Origin of the sequence: Rhodococcus sp. AQ5-07 (genome assembly GCF_009707305.1) — a bacterium.
Lineage (GTDB): Bacteria > Actinomycetota > Actinomycetes > Mycobacteriales > Mycobacteriaceae > Rhodococcus_F > Rhodococcus_F erythropolis.
Window position 1 is genome coordinate 1,070,552 of record NZ_CP046099.1, and the last position, 16,833, is coordinate 1,087,384.

At 61.7% G+C, this 16,833-nt stretch carries 13 protein-coding genes; 3 read left to right on the forward strand and 10 right to left on the reverse strand.

Annotated elements, in window-relative coordinates; genetic code table 11:
* Positions 1 to 34: 34 nt before the first annotated feature.
* The gene (locus GJB56_RS05030) at positions 35 to 778 is read left to right on the forward strand and encodes a GntR family transcriptional regulator (RefSeq protein WP_051720809.1); all 744 of its coding nucleotides are present in this window, start codon (positions 35 to 37) and stop codon (positions 776 to 778) included.
* A gap of 102 nt (positions 779 to 880) precedes the next feature.
* Positions 881 to 1,723 (forward strand): SDR family NAD(P)-dependent oxidoreductase, encoded by an 843-nt coding sequence (locus tag GJB56_RS05035; protein ID WP_042951642.1) that lies wholly within the window; start codon positions 881 to 883, stop codon positions 1,721 to 1,723.
* A gap of 23 nt (positions 1,724 to 1,746) precedes the next feature.
* Here the strand turns inward: GJB56_RS05035 and GJB56_RS05040 are convergent, their stop codons facing one another.
* The 7 genes from GJB56_RS05040 to GJB56_RS05070 all read right to left on the reverse strand — a co-directional run bounded on the left by GJB56_RS05040 (position 1,747) and on the right by GJB56_RS05070 (position 10,182).
* Entirely contained in the window at positions 1,747 to 2,874 is a 1,128-nt protein-coding gene (locus GJB56_RS05040) for an FAD-dependent oxidoreductase (protein WP_060939584.1), read from the reverse strand.
* A gap of 9 nt (positions 2,875 to 2,883) precedes the next feature.
* A complete protein-coding gene (locus GJB56_RS05045) occupies positions 2,884 to 3,570 on the reverse strand; it encodes a TetR/AcrR family transcriptional regulator C-terminal domain-containing protein (RefSeq protein WP_020969360.1) in 687 nt (228 codons plus the stop codon).
* Positions 3,571 to 3,866: 296 nt separating this feature from the next.
* Positions 3,867 to 5,027, reverse strand: coding sequence for a serine hydrolase domain-containing protein (locus GJB56_RS05050; RefSeq protein WP_113682951.1), 1,161 nt, complete (start codon positions 5,025 to 5,027; stop codon positions 3,867 to 3,869).
* Between the two features lie 126 nt (positions 5,028 to 5,153).
* Positions 5,154 to 6,059 carry a hypothetical protein gene (locus GJB56_RS05055; protein WP_230091134.1) on the reverse strand — a complete coding sequence of 302 codons (906 nt, stop codon included), beginning with the start codon at positions 6,057 to 6,059 and terminating at the stop codon, positions 5,154 to 5,156.
* Between the two features lie 125 nt (positions 6,060 to 6,184).
* Positions 6,185 to 7,543 carry an L-serine ammonia-lyase gene (locus GJB56_RS05060; RefSeq protein WP_113682949.1) on the reverse strand — a complete coding sequence of 453 codons (1,359 nt, stop codon included), beginning with the start codon at positions 7,541 to 7,543 and terminating at the stop codon, positions 6,185 to 6,187.
* Complete coding sequence (locus GJB56_RS05065) at positions 7,540 to 8,754, reverse strand: amidohydrolase (RefSeq protein WP_020907392.1); 1,215 nt, start codon at positions 8,752 to 8,754, stop codon at positions 7,540 to 7,542. The genes GJB56_RS05060 and GJB56_RS05065 overlap by 4 nt, the downstream gene beginning before the upstream one ends.
* A gap of 84 nt (positions 8,755 to 8,838) precedes the next feature.
* Complete coding sequence (locus tag GJB56_RS05070) at positions 8,839 to 10,182, reverse strand: DUF3100 domain-containing protein (protein ID WP_113683094.1); 1,344 nt, start codon at positions 10,180 to 10,182, stop codon at positions 8,839 to 8,841.
* Between the two features lie 136 nt (positions 10,183 to 10,318).
* Between GJB56_RS05070 and GJB56_RS05075 the strand changes: the two genes are divergently transcribed.
* Positions 10,319 to 11,317 carry an Lrp/AsnC family transcriptional regulator gene (locus GJB56_RS05075; RefSeq protein WP_230091135.1) on the forward strand — a complete coding sequence of 333 codons (999 nt, stop codon included), beginning with the start codon at positions 10,319 to 10,321 and terminating at the stop codon, positions 11,315 to 11,317.
* Positions 11,318 to 11,353: 36 nt separating this feature from the next.
* Here GJB56_RS05075 and GJB56_RS05080 read toward each other — a convergent pair whose 3' ends face one another.
* The 3 genes from GJB56_RS05080 to GJB56_RS05090 are packed head-to-tail and all read right to left on the reverse strand — an operon-like array spanning position 11,354 to position 16,820.
* Complete coding sequence (locus GJB56_RS05080) at positions 11,354 to 12,319, reverse strand: endonuclease/exonuclease/phosphatase family protein (protein ID WP_019748016.1); 966 nt, start codon at positions 12,317 to 12,319, stop codon at positions 11,354 to 11,356.
* 47 nt (positions 12,320 to 12,366) lie between these two features.
* Positions 12,367 to 14,061, reverse strand: a complete 1,695-nt coding sequence (locus GJB56_RS05085; RefSeq protein WP_019748017.1) for a SulP family inorganic anion transporter — start codon at positions 14,059 to 14,061, stop codon at positions 12,367 to 12,369.
* Positions 14,058 to 16,820, reverse strand: a complete 2,763-nt coding sequence (locus GJB56_RS05090) for a cation-translocating P-type ATPase (protein ID WP_113682948.1) — start codon at positions 16,818 to 16,820, stop codon at positions 14,058 to 14,060. Before GJB56_RS05090 ends, GJB56_RS05085 begins: the two co-directional genes overlap by 4 nt.
* Positions 16,821 to 16,833: the final 13 nt, after the last annotated feature.

Sequence of the window (16,833 nt, forward strand, 5' to 3'; positions counted from 1 at the left end):
ATTGGTATAGACCGAATTCTTGTACGCTTGCGCCATGAATCAGCAGACGTCCACCGGGCCGGGGACCTCGAGCGTCGTGATCGAACCGGAGCTGAAGTACTACCGGGTGCGCACCGAGATCGAGACCATTCTCAGTGGGCTCGAGGAGGGCGACGCAGTCCCGTCCGAGCGGGAATTGGCGGCACGGTTCACTGTCGCTCGCGAGACGGTCCGTCAAGCGCTTCGTGATCTCCTTGTCGAAGGACGGATCGAGCGGCGGGGGCGGGGCACTGTCGTCGCGAGTCCGAAGTTGGTTCAGCCGCTCTCGATTCGTTCTTATACCGAAGGCGCACTGAGTGCTGGGCGAGTGCCCAGTCGTAAGGTTGTGACGTTCGAACGAATGTCGGCCGACGACGGTCTCGCCACGGAGTTGGGTATCGAGGTGGGCGACAGCGTCGTTCATCTCGAGCGTGTCCTCTTCGCCGACGGTGAGAAGATCGGACTCGAATCAACCTTCCTGCCGGACAGCAGGTTCGGTGAAATGCTCGACGCTTTCGATGCCACGACGTCGCTGTACGCGGCCATCCGTTCCATCGGCGTGGTCTTCGCCTCCGCAACCGAACGGATCGAGACGGTGCTCGCGTCACCGCGTGAGGCAACGCTCGTCGAGTCCACGACCTCGATGCCGATGCTTCTGCTGCACCGGACCTCCGTCGATCCGGAGGGTGTGCCGATCGAGCGCGTTCGTTCGCTCTACCGTGGTGACCGTATTGCCTTCTTGACGACTCTTCGCGAGTAGGAGGGGCGTCGAGGGGGTCTGCTGTTACCGGGAACGATAGGCACTCCCAGGCCCGTGGAATCTGTTCTGTACTGGACTCCATCAAACGGGAGGACAGTGAACATGGGTGACAAGAAGGTCTGGTTCGTAACCGGCGCAGGCCGGGGCATGGGAGTCGACATTGCGCAGGCGGCTCTTGCCGGCGGGCACGCGGTGGTGGCAACGGGGCGTGATGCGGACCGTGTTTCTGCAGCGATCGGTGAGCATGACGACCTGTTGGTGATTGCCTTGGACATCACCGACGAACAAGCCGCATATGCTGCGGTGGACACGGCAGTTGCACGATTCGGTGGAATCGATGTGCTGGTGAACAACGCCGGAAACTTCTACGCCGGGTTCTTCGAGGTTGTCAGTCCGGCGCAACTTCGCGCTCAGATGGAGACCAACTTTTTCGGGCCGATCAATGTGACACGGGCGGTGTTGCCGGTGATGCGTAGGCAACGGGGTGGACATGTCGTGACTGTCAGTTCGCTTGCGGGCCTGGTTGGTCAGGAGTTTTGCGCAGCCTACGCCGCGTCGAAATTTGCGCTGGAGGGCTGGATGGAATCATTGCGATTCGACGTCGAACCGTACGGAATCGGGACGACGATCGTGGAGCCGGGATTCTTCCGGACCGAACTGCTTGTCGAGGGTGCGTCGTCGATCTGGCCTGAATTGTCGATAGACGATTACGACGCCCGGACTGGCAAGACCGTCGAAGCGTGGAAGAGCATGAACGGTGCCCAGGGTGGGGATCCGGTGAAACTTGCCGCGGCACTTGTGGCACTTGTCGATTCGCCGCTACCCCCGCGTCGGTGGGTCGCCGGCGCCGATGCACTGTCCGTGGTCGAGCAGAAAGCCCACCAACTGCTCGATGAAGTCGAAGCCCACCGTGGTTTGTCTTCGTCGCTTGCCCTCGAGGCATGACGACCTGATCCGAATTCGTCAGGTCACGGTTGTGAGTTGAACATGTCCAGGAGCCCCTGGGGTGCGTTCTCGCCGAAGCACATGTCCAGACCGTCAGCCGACTGTTGTGCCGATGCGGCGCTGCGTGGGAAGAGTCGTTCTTCGTAGGCAGCAAGTCCTTCCTCCGTGCCGCTATGTGACGCGATCGCCTGGCCGAGTTCGGCGCCGTCGAGCATTGCCAGGTTCGCGCCCTCTCCGGCAAACGGCGACATGACATGCGCTGCGTCCCCGAGCAGAGTGACCCCGGGAGTACGGCTCCAACTGTGCCCGATGGGAAGAGCATGGATGGGGCGAGGGGTCAGCGAGCTGTCCGCTTCGACGATCAGTGACCGCAGCGACTCGTCCCAGTCCGAGAAGTGTTCCAGCAGAATCTTCTTCGCAATATGATCGTCGGAGAAGTCGACACTCGCTGACCAGTTCTCGGGAACTCGCAGGGCGGCATAGATGTGCAGACTGTTGTCGGTCTCACGGTGGGCAAGGAAGCCCTTGTCGGCACTGAGCGCGAACATCATTCCGCCGCCGACTGTTTCAGCGGCCTTCGCGTGCTGGTTGTCGGCGTCGTGAAGGTCGAACTCCACGAAAGATACTCCGGTATAGGCAGGAGTGGCGTTTGAAACCAGTGGGCGAATTTTCGACCACGCGCCGTCGGCGCCGACCAGGAGATCGGTGGTGAAGTGGGTGCCATCCACGAGGTGGACTTCATGCCGACCGTCCGGCAACGGATGGGCACTGCGGACCTTTGCTCCCCAGCGGATTGTTTCTTTCGGAATTGAGCTGAGCAGTAGGTCACGCAGCTGGCCGCGGTCGATTTCCGGGCGGTCGCCGTCTCCGGTGTCCTGCTCGCTCAGGTGCACGACGGCATTTCGATCGAGGACGCGTGTCTCTTCGCCGCCTTGATGAACGAGTGCGCGGAACTCGTCGTAGAGGCCTGCGGCACGAAGCGCGATCTGGCCCGAGTCTTCGTGGATGTCGAGCATCCCGCCTTGGGTCCGAGCTGTTGGTCCGGATTCGAAATCGAATACCGCCGAATCGATTCCGCGGAGATGGAGGACTCGGGCGAGGGTGAGGCCGCCGAGGCCGGCGCCGATGATTGCGATGGGGTAGTGGTTCATGGTGGGTTCCTAAGAAGTGAGTGGGGTGTTCTCGATGCCCGTGATGAGCGTGCGGAATCCCCAGGAGAGGCGCGCGGTGGGTTCACCGGCAAGTAGAGCTGTTGCATGGCCTGCGACGAGTGGGTGCGTCTGCGGGTTTGCGTTCCGGATTGCGTCGGTCAACGCGCTCCATTGGGCATCCGAGTCGGCGGAATTGTTCGGCGCCGAGTGTTCGGCAGCAGTGGACGTCGCGTACTGCAGCAGCAAGTCCACGCCCCACGCGGCTTGACCCGAAGGGACTTCGCCTTCGTCGAGCAATGCCAGCAGGCGCTCGAGCAGGCGTACGTAGTGAACTCCGCTGGGCCGGGAAACGAGAGCCGACTGGGCAAGGCCGGGATGATCGAACAGTATGGCCGTGTAGGACGTCAGCACCCGTTCGAGGCGCGCTTGCCAAGTGCCGGAGGAATTTTCGGCGAGGTCCACGACTCCGAGCAGTTCGTCCAGAACGGCGGCGTGCAATTCGGCGGTATTTTGAACGTACACGTACAGCGACGCCGGCCCGGTGTCGAGTTCGAGGGCGAGTCGACGCATGGTCAACTTCTGCAACCCCTCCGACCGCAAGATTTCCACCGCAGTGCTGACGATGCCCTCGCGTGTCAGAGCGGGTTTGGCCGGACGATTGCGTCGGCTCGATGGACTTGCTGGCTGATTGGGCATATTTTCACGGTACACGAACATGTTCGTAACGAACATGTTCGTTGAGTCACGTGAAGATGTCACGAATCACATGCTGATGTGAATGGGCTACATGCCCGTACCGCCGGAGAGCATTGCGATCGTCAGCAGGATGCCGCCGACTATGCCCACGAGCGGGCTGTCGCTGTTGAGTAGCCAGTCGTTCAACGATCCCATGAGCGCCTCTTTCGGGTTTCGATCTGCCGACGGTCGAGCTTATCGACAGATCGAACCCGGTATGTCACTTTTGTCCGAATTGTGGATCGGACCTGAGGTGATCAGCCGTAGACGTTGTCGGGGCTGATCAACTTGGTGATCGGTGCCATCAATGCGCTGGTCAGATCAGTCTCGCCGTCGATGTCGGTGTTGATGAAGACGACCAGGGTGGTGTCCTTCTCGGGCAAGTAGACCGAGACTGTCTTGTAGCCGGGCAGGCTTCCGTTGTGACCGATCCAGCCACCGCTGTTGAACAATCCGAGTCCGTAGCCGGAGCTGTCGTCCCCTTCGCTCAAGTTCACGGTCTGCAGGCGCTGCTTCTGAGTGTCGTCGGTGAGGAGATCGCCCTTGGCCAGCGCCGGAACCCAGATGCGCATGTCGTCCAACGACGAGATCATTGCACCCGCGGCGCCGCCCCACGACGGATTCCAGTCCGTCGCCGCGGTCACGGTTTCGTCGAGCGTTTGGTTGGTGTAACCCTGTGCGTGTGGTGTCGGGAACGCGTTGGTCGTGGGAAAGCTGGTGTGCTCCATGCCGAGTGGTGTCGTGATCTTGGTGTCGATGACGTCCGACAGTTTGGAGCCGGAGACCCTTTCGATCACCATTCCCAGCAGAATAGTGTTGGTGTTCGAGTAGTCGACGGTGGTCCCTGGTCGAAGTTGGAGTGGGAGGTCCTTGACGTATCCGACGAGTTCCTCCGGTGTGAAAGTTCGGCGAGGATCCGAAAGATATTCCATCACAAACTGTTCAGACGTCGTGTAGTCCACGAGACCGCTGCGCATCCCTGCCAGATGACGCAAGCTGATCGCATCACCTTCCATGACCCCGTCGACGTACTGGGAGATCGGATCGTCGAGACCGATCTTTCCCTCGTCGACCAATTGCAGCAGGGCGGTGACGGTAAATGTCTTGGTGACGCTACCGATCCGGTGGTAGAAGTCGGTCTCCATCGGTGCCTTGGTTGCAGTGTCGGCGACTCCTGCAACCTTCACATAGTTGCCGTCGGGTCCCCAAATGCCCACCATCGCACCGGGAATCCCCGTCGAATTCACCGCAGCGTCGATGATCGAATCGAGCTGGCCGGTGATGGCAGAGTCCATGACCTTGTCAGTGGTGGATGTGGGATTGTCTGCGGATTTGTCCGTGCTGCAGCTGATTACAGCGCCGGCAACCACGGCGCTGCACAGGCCGACAAGCATGATGCGTCTTGCTCCGGTTTTCATGAGTCGAACTCTGCCTGTCCGAGGGCACTCACACATCGACCCCGGGTACGGCAGACGCAGTCCCCAGGTACCTCCTCAACCGGTACCGGGGGACTATGGAACCCTGGCCTGAACCCTTGACTTGGGTCAGAGCCCGCCGTCGAAGAACGCCGCCAGCGCCGGTGCGGGGTCTGCCGCGGTGCCCATATTTGCTACGCCGACAACGATCAATCCCAGCGTGAACAGTGCAGTGAGAAGGCCTATCGACCCCGACATGAATCTCGTCCGCCTGTCGGATCGTGCCGTTCTCGCGAAGCGTGCCCACACGACCACAGTCACGGCCAGTGATATTGCTGCCGCGATCAGCGCGATCACCGCCATGGCCAAGTGATACCGCGCGAAGTCGCTGATCATCAGTTCGAGGGCGGGACTTTGCTGATTTCCGGTGGCCGTCGACTGAGCGAGCTGTTGTCGGACCTGCCCGACAGTTTCGGAGAGTGCCCCATCCGTCTGGGCCACGGGCGACATCGAGATCAGCGAAGAGAAGGGTGCGACAACACCTTGGACATTTGCCATCACGAGTACCGAAGAGAACAGCGCGAGGAGCGTGACCAGGCCTCCCGCCGAGACGAATGCGAGTTTCTTTACAACCGTCAGAGAGCCGGCGTTCACGAACGACGCCTTGACCATGCGGCCGAGTGCGAGCAGAACCGTCAGCAGCATTACCGCGATCACAGCCTTGGCCACGTGGTAACGCAGCCAGTAGTCGACAGCGGACTCCAAGCTCGGAGAGAAGGCTTGGACACCGGAACTCCAGTATTCGACGAACGCGGCGCGGACCGTCTCGACGAGTTCCCCCTCGCCTGCGTACCCATCGCCCGGCCTACTCGTCAGCATGCCCGGGGCCAGAACGAAGGCAGCGGAGAAACCGGCGACCAACGCGATCAACGCGGCGATCTTGCGACCGGAGGACTGCGTCGAGCGCGTCGGCCCCGCAGTGTTGTGCAGTGGAGAGTTGTGCAGTGGGATTCCTCCAGCGTGATGAGCGATCATCTGGTCACCGTCCACAAGGTCATGTCAACGAGTGTAGAAATCGGTACACCGGACTTCATCGTTCGAGAGGATGATATTTCCGGTGATGGCGTCCGCCCGCCGTCGCCGCTGCCGTCGACATCCCCTCAGCACTCGACGACATTGACGGCGAGTCCGCCTTCACTGGTTTCCTTGTAACGCACGGACATGTCGTTTCCGGTTTGGCGCATGGTTTCGATGACGGTATCGAGGCTCACCACATGCGTCCCGTCACCCAGGTATGCGAGCTGAGCTGCGGTGACTGCAGTCGAGGCGGCTACGGCATTTCGTTCGATGCAGGGGATTTGGACCAGGCCACCAACCGGATCGCAGGTCAGCCCCAGATGGTGTTCCATGGCAATCTCAGCTGCATTCTCGATTTGTCGTGGTGATCCGCCCATGACAGCGCACAAGCCGGCTGCCGCCATCGCGCAGGCAGCTCCGACTTCGCCTTGGCACCCCGCCTCCGCGCCCGAGATCGAGGCATTCGCCTTGATGATCGATCCGATTGCGGCAGCGGTGAGGAGAAAGGTTCGAACGTCGTGAGCGCCGGCGCCCGTCGCACGTATGTGGTGGTAGAGCACCGCCGGCACGATGCCTGCGGCACCGTTCGTCGGAGCCGTTACCACGCGGCCACCCGCTGCATTTTCTTCGTTGACCGCCATGGCATAGACGGTCAGCCACTCGCGTGAGGATGGTGCGCAGTTACGTTGTTCCAGTTGAATGTTCGCAGACCGTGCTCGTCGGCGAACTCCGAGACGCCCGGGCAATACACCTTCGGTCTGGGTGCCGCGTTCGATGCATGCGCGCATCGCGGACCAGATCGCGTCGATGCCGGTGAATGCTCGATCCTGGCCATGCATCGCGATTTCGTCCGACAGTGCCAGCTCGGCGATGGTTCCGGAGCCGCATTCCGCCAGTAGCTCTTTCGCGGTTCGATAGTGTGAGTTGATCGAATGCGTGCTTGCTTGCGTCTCCGTTCCGGCGCGCAGTACGAATCCGCCACCGATCGACAGATATGTACTCGTACAGACGATTTCGTTACCCTTGAAGGCTGTCAGTGTCATCGAGTTGGGGTGCCCGTGACGGCGAACGAGTGGCTCGAACACCATGTCCTCGCGAGTGAACACTACGTGTTCGAGTGAGCCACCGACGAGCATCACCGATCCGCCGTCCGACAGTTCGGCCCAGCGCCCGTGAACGTCGGTCGGCTCGCACGTTTCAGGATCCAACCCACGAAGTCCCGCAATCACCGCGTCGGGAGTGCAGTGACCTATTCCGGTGGCGGCGAGAGAGCCGTGCAGGTAGCAGCGAATTCGGTCGACCGACGCGGTCAAGCCGGCGGCGGAGAGCTCGCCGCCGAAAGTGTGGGCGGCGCGCATCGGACCGACCGTGTGTGAACTGGAGGGTCCGATGCCGATGGAGAAGAATTCGAGAGCGGAAACATAGACGCCGGTGGTGCTCATTCGGCGCTCGTGACGGTGGTCGCTCCTGACTCGCGCTGGGCCGCAATCGTCAGGAGGTTGGAGCGCGAGTCCCCGGTTGCGGCTCGGATCACTGTGCGCGCCATTGCGATTGCTCCGTGCAGAACAGCTTCGTCGCCCGCTGCGGAGCGGGCATCAGCGGCAAACTCGATAGTGTGAGGAACTCCGGTGACGCCGCGCAACGCGATCATCGGGTGGATCGAGGGGACCACCTTCGACACGTTGCCCATGTCCGTCGAGCCGCCGGTCAGGGGAGTTCGGGCGGCCGCGGTGCGGCCCAGGCTCGCGATCTCCTCGTCCCAGATCGTCGCCAGCACGCGATGTTGAACAAGCTCCTCGTAGCGCGGTTCGGCGCGTTCGGTCGACCAGGAGCAGTCGCTGGCCACAGCTGCGCCCTCGAAGCAGGAGAGCATGCGACGCTTGGCGTCCAACAGCACGTCGAGTTCTGCGGCCCGAACTTCCGCTCGCACCAACGTCGAGGCCGGAATGATGTTTGTTGCTTCGCCGCCGTGCTCGACATAGGCGTTGAGCCTGACGTCGGACGGAAGTTGTTGACGGAGAAGTCCGATGGCGACCAAGGCGATCGTGGCGGCGTCACCTGCGTTGATGCCCTTGTGTGGCGCAGCGGCCGCGTGTGCGGCTCGTCCGGTGTAGGTCACGTCGAACCGGTCGACTGCCTGCGTTCCGGTGACCGTGCAACTGACGTCTTCACCTGCAGCGCCGTGGACCATGATCGACATCGCCGCGCCCTCCCATGCGCCACGTTCGAGCAGCAAGACTTTCCCGCCGCCATGTTCTTCGGCCGGCGTACCGAGAAGGACGACGGTCAGGCCGTGTTCCTCCGCGACCTCTCCGAGCGCGATCGCTGCTCCCAGTCCGGCAGCGGCGATGACATTGTGTCCACACGCATGACCGATGTCGGGAAGGGCGTCGTACTCAGCGCAGACTACGACGCGGAAGGGGCCACAGCCTCGCACAGCTTCGAATGCCGTCTCGAGGCCGTAGGCGGCGCGAGTAACCGTGAAGCCGGCTTCCTGTGCGGCGTCCGCCAAGAGGGCGGACGCCCGATGCTCTTCGAATGCCAGCTCTGGGTGAGCATGGATCGTGTGGCTGACATCGATGAGGCGTGATGCCCACTTCTCGATCGTGCTCGAAACCGAGTCTGTGTGGGTGAGGGTGTCAGCGATGGACATGGGTATTGCTTCCTTTCAACATCTTTGGTTCTCTGTGTCTTCGGATCGCGGTGTCTTCGGTTCTCAGCGTCTTCGGGTGCAGTTCTAGTGCCAGAGGCCCAGCGCGAACTCCGCGACGACCACGGAAAGTAGGTAAGAGGCGAGGATCGCGACGATTCCGACGGGCACGATCTTCCAGCCGATCGTCTTGAGCAAGGGAAGGTCCTTGCCGAGGCTGAGACCTGCGACAGTCAAGGTGAGGGTGCAGATCGAGAGAAAGTCGACAGTCCCGACGGTGCTCGAGACGAAATCACCGATGGGGGACCACGGTGTTGTCGCCAAGGCGCCGATGGTGATGATTGCGATCATCGCCGCGATCTTGCCGCGCGTCAGGCGGGCCACGCCGACGCCCAGGAGCAACAATCCGGTGAGGATCAGGTAACCGACGATGATCGATCGAGATACGCCACCCGCTGCGATCGAGGAGACGATGACCCCACCGACGAACAGAATCGGAACGATGGTGGTCAGCGGCACGGTGACGCTCGGCGCAACCGCTCGTGGGGCAGTGTCGGCTTTCCGTTCGCTGGTCGTCTTCGAGTGCTTGGTGAGTGCGCCGTAGATTCGATCGGCAAGGGGGAGTGCGACATACATGCCGACATACACGCCGAGGAGGCCGGTGATGATGTTGGATGTTGCCGCTACGGCGAGTACCTGGTCGGCCATCTCGGGGTGCGCCGAAACGACGCTGGCGGCAGCGGCAGCCATCATCGAGCCGGATCCGACCCCAGCACCCATCGCCAATGCAAGGGGGTCGAAGATGTTGAAGGATGTCGCCAGCGACGCAATCAGGCTGATCAGCACGGCACCGAACAGAGTGCCGAAGACGTACATCGACAGGACACCACGGTACTGGTCGGAATCGGGACCGTAGCGTTCACTGACCATCGCGAAGGACCCCTCGCGGTCGATGGAGAAGGTGGCTCCGACGGTGGCCGGTCCCATCCGAAGGAGTACCGCCAACGGGAGTGCGAGAGCGATAGTGCCGAACAAGTGCCCCAGTTCCTGCAGTAGCAGGGCGGGGCCCGCCTCGAACAACAGTTGGATGTTCGGGCCGATGGTGAAAGACAGTCTCGCGCAAAGCAAGAGAACAGCCAGCCCCATGATTGCCGAGGCTGCGGCCTGAAGATCGAGGCCGAGAGGTTTCCACTTCTGACTCGAGACGGCACCGCCGGCAATCAGTCCCCACACCATGGGCAAGATCGTGATGGCGGCAGCGCCGACAGGAATCACTGCGGGGCCGATCAGTTGGGCGCCTGCCGCAAGCGCGAGGAGCAGAATCGCCACGATCCACAGCCGTGGCGACCTCAAGGCGAAAACGATCTTTTGCGTCGGGGTTTGATCGCTGACCGGAGAATCGTCATGCGAGACAGGGAATGCTTCGGTCATGTCGGTGTCTTTCTCGAGGGGGCGAACGAACGCAAGAAGCAAGCGTTCTCGAGGTTCAGGATTTGGTGGACTATTGATGTGATGAAGTTAGGATCGATGCGTTTCGATCCTGTTTCGGTGCAGCATTCTTTTGAAAGTGAGGTCCCCGGTGCAGGATCAGGTGCTCAAGGACGAAGATCTTCGGCTGTTGAACGCACTGCAGATCAGGCCGCGAGCCTCGTGGTCCGAGCTTTCACGCGCGATCGGTTCCGACCCGGTCACCCTGACCAGGCGTTGGGAGCGTCTGCACTCGCAAGGGATAGCGTGGATCGCTGCGTACCGTGGGGGTCCCATCGTGTCGGCGACCGCACTGCTCGAGATCGAATGCGCACCGGCACAGACCTTGAGCGTGGCCGAACAGATCGCGCACGATCCCGAAGTTCTCACAGTCGATCTCACAACCGGCAATCGGGATCTACTCGTCACGCTCACCTGCACTGACCTCGATCAATTGTCCAGGTATGTCTTGGAACGAACACGATCGCTGCCGATGGTCACTGCGATGCGAACTCAGATCGTGTCCTCGGCGAATTCCGACGCACGAAACTGGCGTCTACGTGCTCTCGATGCGGAAGAAATTGCCGCGCTCGAGTCGGCCCCGGCGGCGAAGAGTCGTGGGGTACGCGCCAGCGAAGAGGAACAGTCGAAGCTGTTCGACATCCTTTCTCGCGAACCACGAATTACCGTCTCGGCCCTCGCTGCAGCCCTCGGCGTCACGTCGGCTCGCGCCGGGGCGCTCCTTTCTCACGAGCTGTCGACGGGGCGCCTGGTCGTCCGCACGGAGATTGCTCGGCCCTACTCCGGCTGGCCGGTCTACGCCTGGTATTTCTTACGTCTCGAGGGGCGAAAGGAAGCCATTGCTCAGCGCCTTTCCCTCCTGCGTGAGGCGAGGCTTGTTGCTTCGACGATCGGCAGCTACGACATCGCATTGGCGGTGTGGCTGCGCTCGATCGACGACGTGCAGCGTTTGGAAGGTTATCTCGCCGAGCAGTTTCCGGGCGTATCCGTGGTGGACCGGTCGATCGTCCTGCGTACGCCGCATCATCTACATCGAACAATCGATGTGTCGGGTCGAAGCATGCCGAAGCACGGGTGATCCGTAACGCGTTCGCGCGGATCGGGTGCTCTCCGACTACTGGGGGATCGCCACGTCGACGATCAAGCCGTAGTGATCGGAACCTTCGATCTCGATGCGCTCGAGAGACTTCGCCTGTGCACCCCGCAGAAGTACATGGTCGATGCCGACGATCGCGGGAAATTTTTTGTCCGCCGGGTAGGTGCGAACGATGCCGACTCCCAATTGGTCTGCGGTATCGGAGTAGCCGACGTCGAGAAGGTCACGGAATTGCTTGTGCGTGAAGGTCGTGTTGAAATCGCCACTGACGACGACGGTTCCCTCCGCGGCAGCGGCGTCGAGCGCGTTTCGCAAAGTGCTCAGCTCGGCAGTCCACACGTCGGGCGGGGTCACGTACGCCGGTCCGGGGTGAACCGCCAGAAGGGTGAACGGGGTTGAGAATCCCACTTCGGCAACAAGATTGGTAGGTCCGAAGCCGTTCAATTCCCGAGTTTCCGTCAGCGGATAACGACTGTAAATACCTGCGCCACCCCCGCCGGCCTCGTCCGGTACCAAGTAGTGATGCGGCAGCAGTTGCTCGAGCCCTTGATCTCTCAGAGAGCCTTCGAGTGATGTGGTCAGTTCCTGAACCGTCAGGACATCGACTGCCTTCTCACGCACCGTCGCAGTCAAACTGACGGGGTCTGCCTGCCCGAAGAGAAGGTTCGCTTGCATTACACGCAGAGACGGCCCGTCGATTTCGGAACTGTTTGCTACATACAATGGACTGATCACCGACGCGCCCACCGCTATCAGTACCACCGAAATCGCCAGCAGGATCCAGCGGCGAAAAACCAGGCATATCAGGGACGCTGCGAGTGTGACTGCAAGCAGCATCGGGACAAAGGAGGCCACGGCGATCAACGGGTTGATCGGCTTGGTGGAGTACAACGAGATCAGCGCAATGACACCGACGGCAATCCCACCCACCCCGGCGACCTGAGCGATACGGCGAGCCGGAACGTTGTCCGTCGTGAATCCCATACCAAACGGTACCTAATGCAGCTTAGGCTCCCGATTGCCTGGCGTTGTCAGTCGCCGGTTCGGGTGCGGAATGCGTTCACGGCCGCTTCGATGGTCGGGTAGAAGTGCGTCGAATCGAACCTGTCGCCGACCCCGAATCGGATGAGTCGATCCTTGATCGGACCTTTCATCTCCGCGAATGCCAATCGAATTCCTTTGCCCTCCAAAAATGTATCCAGATCGACGAGTTCGTCGACGGCGGTCGTGTCGAGCCCGGTGATCGGCTCGGCGGCAATGACCACCCATTCGACCGGGTCGGGTGCCTTGGCGACGACGGAGCGAACGTACTCGTCGAAGATCTCGCCGTTCGCGAAAAACAGTGGTGCGTCAAATCTCACCAACACGAGGCCGGGGATGCGATGTCCGTCCGGGTGGCGTTCGACGTCGTGGAATCCCGCGGGTTCGCCCGTCTCGACGAGTTCGGTTCGATGTGGCTGCCATACCTGCGCGATGACCGCTACGAAGGAGAGTCCGATCGCAACAAGGATGCCTTGAAGCACCCCGACCAGGGCAACGCCCAGAAACGCCGCGACGGCGAGGCCGAATTCCACGGTGCTCATGCGCCACATGCGGACCATGCCGCCCACGTCGATCAGTGCACACGCGGCGACGATGACGACGGCGGCCAGTGTTGCATCGGGCAGATATGCAGTGAGTCCGGGAGCGACGAGGACAAACACCAGGACGGCGAGTGCTCCGACGACACCGGCCAATTGTGTATGCGCCCCACTCTGTTCGGCTACCGGCGTCCGTGATCCGCTCGCCGATATCGGAAATCCGCCGAACAGTCCGCCGGCCACGTTCGCGACACCGATCGCCTTCATCTCGGTACTGCCGTTCACGTCTTCGCCGTGGCGGGCGGCGAAGGTACGCGAGAGAACGCCGGTGTCGGCGAAGGCAATCAGCGCGATACCGGCCGCCGGTCCGATCAGGTGCCCGACGTCCTGCCAGGTGACTCCACCGAGAGAGGGGAGGGGAAGTCCTTCCGGCAGTGCGCCGACCATGCCGATGTCATCGGTGAGACCGGCGGCGGCGGACAAGACTATTGCCGCGACGACGGCGACCAGCACACCGGGTACAACAGGCACCCAGAGCCGGAAGACCACAATGACAATGAGTGAACCCACGCCGATGACGGCAGCGAGGGGATCGACATCTCCACCGGCCAGAGCCTTTCCGATCTCACCGATTTCACCGAGGAGGCCGGACGCGTCGACGGAGAAACCGAGCAGCTTGGGAATCTGACCGATTACGACGACGAGCGCGATGGCGTTGAGGTAGCCGAGGCGGATCGGTTTCGAGAGGAGTTCGGTCACGAAACCCAGACGCAGAAATCCGCCGATCACCAGGATGAGCCCGACAAGAACGGCGAGAACTCCGGCTAGTGCAAGCGCGTTCTCCGAATCGCCGACCACCGCCAGCGGTATGACTGCGGCGGCGATGAGCGGTGCCAGCGACGAATCAGGTCCGAGTACAAGAATCTTCGATGGTCCGACTACCGCATACGCGAGCAACGGCACGATGGTTGCGTACAGACCGGCGTACGCGGGCAATCCGGCGGCCTCGGCGTAGCCCATCCCCGCCGGGATCAGCAGGGCCGTCAAGACGAGCCCGGCTGTGATGTCGGTTCGCAGCCATTCGCGGCGGTACCCGCGGGCAGTCGCGATCCCCGGTAGCCGACCTAGACCCTCCGTCCACGTCATCGTGTGATTGTCCCTCCCTCTGCGGAGTGACGGGCGCGCTCGGGGGCAACTGCAGTGGTCGCGGTGATGGCGACAGGTGTCGGTGAGAGGCGGCGGCGTCGGATCGCCTTTTCCAACTCGACGACAACCGGGATGATCAGCGACCAGCCTAGGCAGACGAGCCACTGGGCGCCGGTCAGTGAGGTTGTCATGAGGAGATCCTGGAGAACACCCGCCTCGACGGCAAATACGGTCACGACCGTGGGGATGGTCAAGATCTTGATGGCACCGAGAACCGGCGGAACAAGTCCGGACTCGGGATCACGCCGCATGGTCAACCCAGCGAATATCGAACCGAGAGAGAGCACTACGAATGCGGTGGTCATGGGGACATTCGCCTCAGTAGTGCTCATTTCGCCGGGTGCGAGAAGCATCGCTGCGAGTGTCACGGCAAATTGCAAAACGCCGTACGCGAGCCACTGAGCGACTGCGCTTCGATGTGCGATCGGCATCTTGGGATCGCGTGGCGGCTTGTTCATCAGATCCGGTGGCGGCGGGTCGAGCATGATCACGGCGACGGGGAACAGTGTGATGAAGAAGTGCTGGAACAGCACCATCAGCGGTGTCAGTGCCACACCCTCGTTGATGTTGAAGATGCTCGCGGCGAGGAAGAGGAGAACCAACGAGAAGAGTTTCGACATCTGGTAGCGGATGTACGAGACGATCTTCCCGTAGATGTTGCGGCCCAGGGTGATCGCGGTGATGAGGGTTCCGAAGTTGTCGTCGGTGAGCACCATCTTGCCCGCCTGTTTGGTTACCTCACTGCCCGAGCCCATGGCGACGCCGATATCGGCCTTCTTCAACGCGGCGGCGTCGTTGACAGCATCTCCGGTCATCGCGACCACGGCGCCACCGCTCTGCATGACATCGACCAAGCGAAGTTTGTCCTGCGGAGTGACTCGGCCGAACACGTGCAGGTTCGGCAACGCGGCCGAGAGTTCGTCATCGGTCATCGCTTGCAATGCGGCTCCGCCGACCGCGCCCGGGCCGAGTCCGAGTTCGGCACCGATCGCGGCGGCGGTGATGGCATGGTCGCCGGTGATCATGCGGACCTCGATACCGGCCCGGTGTGCGGTTCGCACCGAATCGACCGCCTCCGGACGCAGCGGGTCGATGATGCCTGCCATACCGACAAACGTCAGGTCCTCGACAAAGGACATAGGGTCCGCCACGACAGCGTCTTCCCGTCCGTCGAGTCGTCTGACAGCGAATGCAAGCACCCGAAGACCCTTCTCGGACATGGACTGATTTGCTGCCGTGAGTTCGTCTCGGACTTCCTCGATCGGTACCTGCCGGCGGCCGGGGAGAAAGGCCGAAGAACAACGAGCGAGGACGACATCGGGTCCGCCCTTGACCAATCCGACGAACTGACTTACGCCGTCGACTTCGAGATGGTGGTACGTGGCCATGAACTTGTACGCGGAATCGAACGGAACCGTCGCCACCCGCGGGTAGGTCCGTCTGGTGAGTGGTGCGTCGGCACCGATCTTTGCCGCGAGCACCACGAGTGCGGCCTCGGTCGGGTCGCCGACAACTTCCCCGGAATCGGAAACCGTTGCATCGCTGTCGAGACACAGTCCGTATGCGAGAAGGGTGAAGTCGGGCGGTGCCTCGCCGGCAACCTGCGTGATCCTTCCCGCTTTGGCGTAGCCTTCGCCGTCGACTGTGTACCAACGGCCGTGGACGTACAGCGATCGGACGGTCATCTGGTTCATGGTCAGCGTGCCGGTCTTGTCCGAGTTGATTGCACTGGTCGCGCCGAGAGTTTCGACGTCGGTCAGGTTCTTCACGACGGCCTTGGCGTCGGCCAGTTGACGGGCCCCGTAGGCCAGCATTGCCTGGACGAAGGTTGGCAGGCCGGTCGGAATCGCGGACACTCCCATCGCGATACCAAGGAGCAGAAGCGTTGTCAGGTCCTGACCACGAATGAGTCCGATGACGACGATGACGATCACGGCCGTCCACGCGATGATGCCGAGAAGTTTGGTGAGAGAGTCCAATTCTCGTTGCAGTGGCGACTTGCCAGGGGCGACGGCCGACAACATCGACGCGATCTGGCCGATCTGCGTCTGCATTCCGGTCTCGGTGACCACCATGGTCGCTGTGCCGCGGGTGACCGAGGTGTTCTGGAACACCAGATTGCTGCGGTCTCCGAGTGGAATATCCTCATTGCTCAGCGTTTTCGGGTCCTTCGGGATCGGCGCGCTTTCCCCGGTCAATGCGGCTTCCTGTGTCTCCAGGGTCGTCGAGGCGAGCAACCGTCCGTCGGCAGCGATGATGTCTCCTGCCTCGACTTGGACGACGTCACCCGGCACCAGTTCGGTAGCGTCGAGCTGAATCAGGTTCCCGTCACGAATGACCCGCGCTTGGGGTGTCTGCATCTTGGCGAGCGCGTCGACGCTGGCCCGTGCCTTCAACTCCTGTCGAGTTCCGAGGACGATGTTGAGCACGACGAGCACCGCCACCACGATCGCTGTCGGCACTTCACCGATGGCGATGCTGACCGCGGCCACGGCGACGAGCATCAAGTTCATCGGATCTTTCAGTTGCAACAGTGCGATCGACCACGTCGACGGCGGTGGCGTCGAGGTGATTTCGTTCGACCCGTAGCGTTGTCGACGTTGGTCGGCCTCACTCGATTGCAGTCCGCGCTGCTGGTCCGACTGCAGTACGGACACGACTGATTCGCCACTCTGCGCATGCCACGGCGTGGGGCTCATGACCGCACGTCCT

Bases quoted from the DNA above. Each gene is read 5' to 3' on its own strand.
- GJB56_RS05030 (WP_051720809.1), top strand. From the start codon at position 35: ATGAATCAGCAGACGTCCACCGGGCCGGGGACCTCGAGCGTCGTGATC.
- GJB56_RS05035 (WP_042951642.1), top strand. From the start codon at position 881: ATGGGTGACAAGAAGGTCTGGTTCGTAACCGGCGCAGGCCGGGGCATG.
- GJB56_RS05040 (WP_060939584.1), bottom strand. From the start codon at position 2,874: ATGAACCACTACCCCATCGCAATCATCGGCGCCGGCCTCGGCGGCCTC.
- GJB56_RS05045 (WP_020969360.1), bottom strand. From the start codon at position 3,570: ATGCCCAATCAGCCAGCAAGTCCATCGAGCCGACGCAATCGTCCGGCC.
- GJB56_RS05050 (WP_113682951.1), bottom strand. From the start codon at position 5,027: ATGAAAACCGGAGCAAGACGCATCATGCTTGTCGGCCTGTGCAGCGCC.
- GJB56_RS05055 (WP_230091134.1), bottom strand. From the start codon at position 6,059: ATGATCGCTCATCACGCTGGAGGAATCCCACTGCACAACTCTCCACTG.
- GJB56_RS05060 (WP_113682949.1), bottom strand. From the start codon at position 7,543: ATGAGCACCACCGGCGTCTATGTTTCCGCTCTCGAATTCTTCTCCATC.
- GJB56_RS05065 (WP_020907392.1), bottom strand. From the start codon at position 8,754: ATGTCCATCGCTGACACCCTCACCCACACAGACTCGGTTTCGAGCACG.
- GJB56_RS05070 (WP_113683094.1), bottom strand. From the start codon at position 10,182: ATGACCGAAGCATTCCCTGTCTCGCATGACGATTCTCCGGTCAGCGAT.
- GJB56_RS05080 (WP_019748016.1), bottom strand. From the start codon at position 12,319: ATGGGATTCACGACGGACAACGTTCCGGCTCGCCGTATCGCTCAGGTC.
- GJB56_RS05085 (WP_019748017.1), bottom strand. From the start codon at position 14,061: ATGACGTGGACGGAGGGTCTAGGTCGGCTACCGGGGATCGCGACTGCC.
- GJB56_RS05090 (WP_113682948.1), bottom strand. From the start codon at position 16,820: ATGAGCCCCACGCCGTGGCATGCGCAGAGTGGCGAATCAGTCGTGTCC.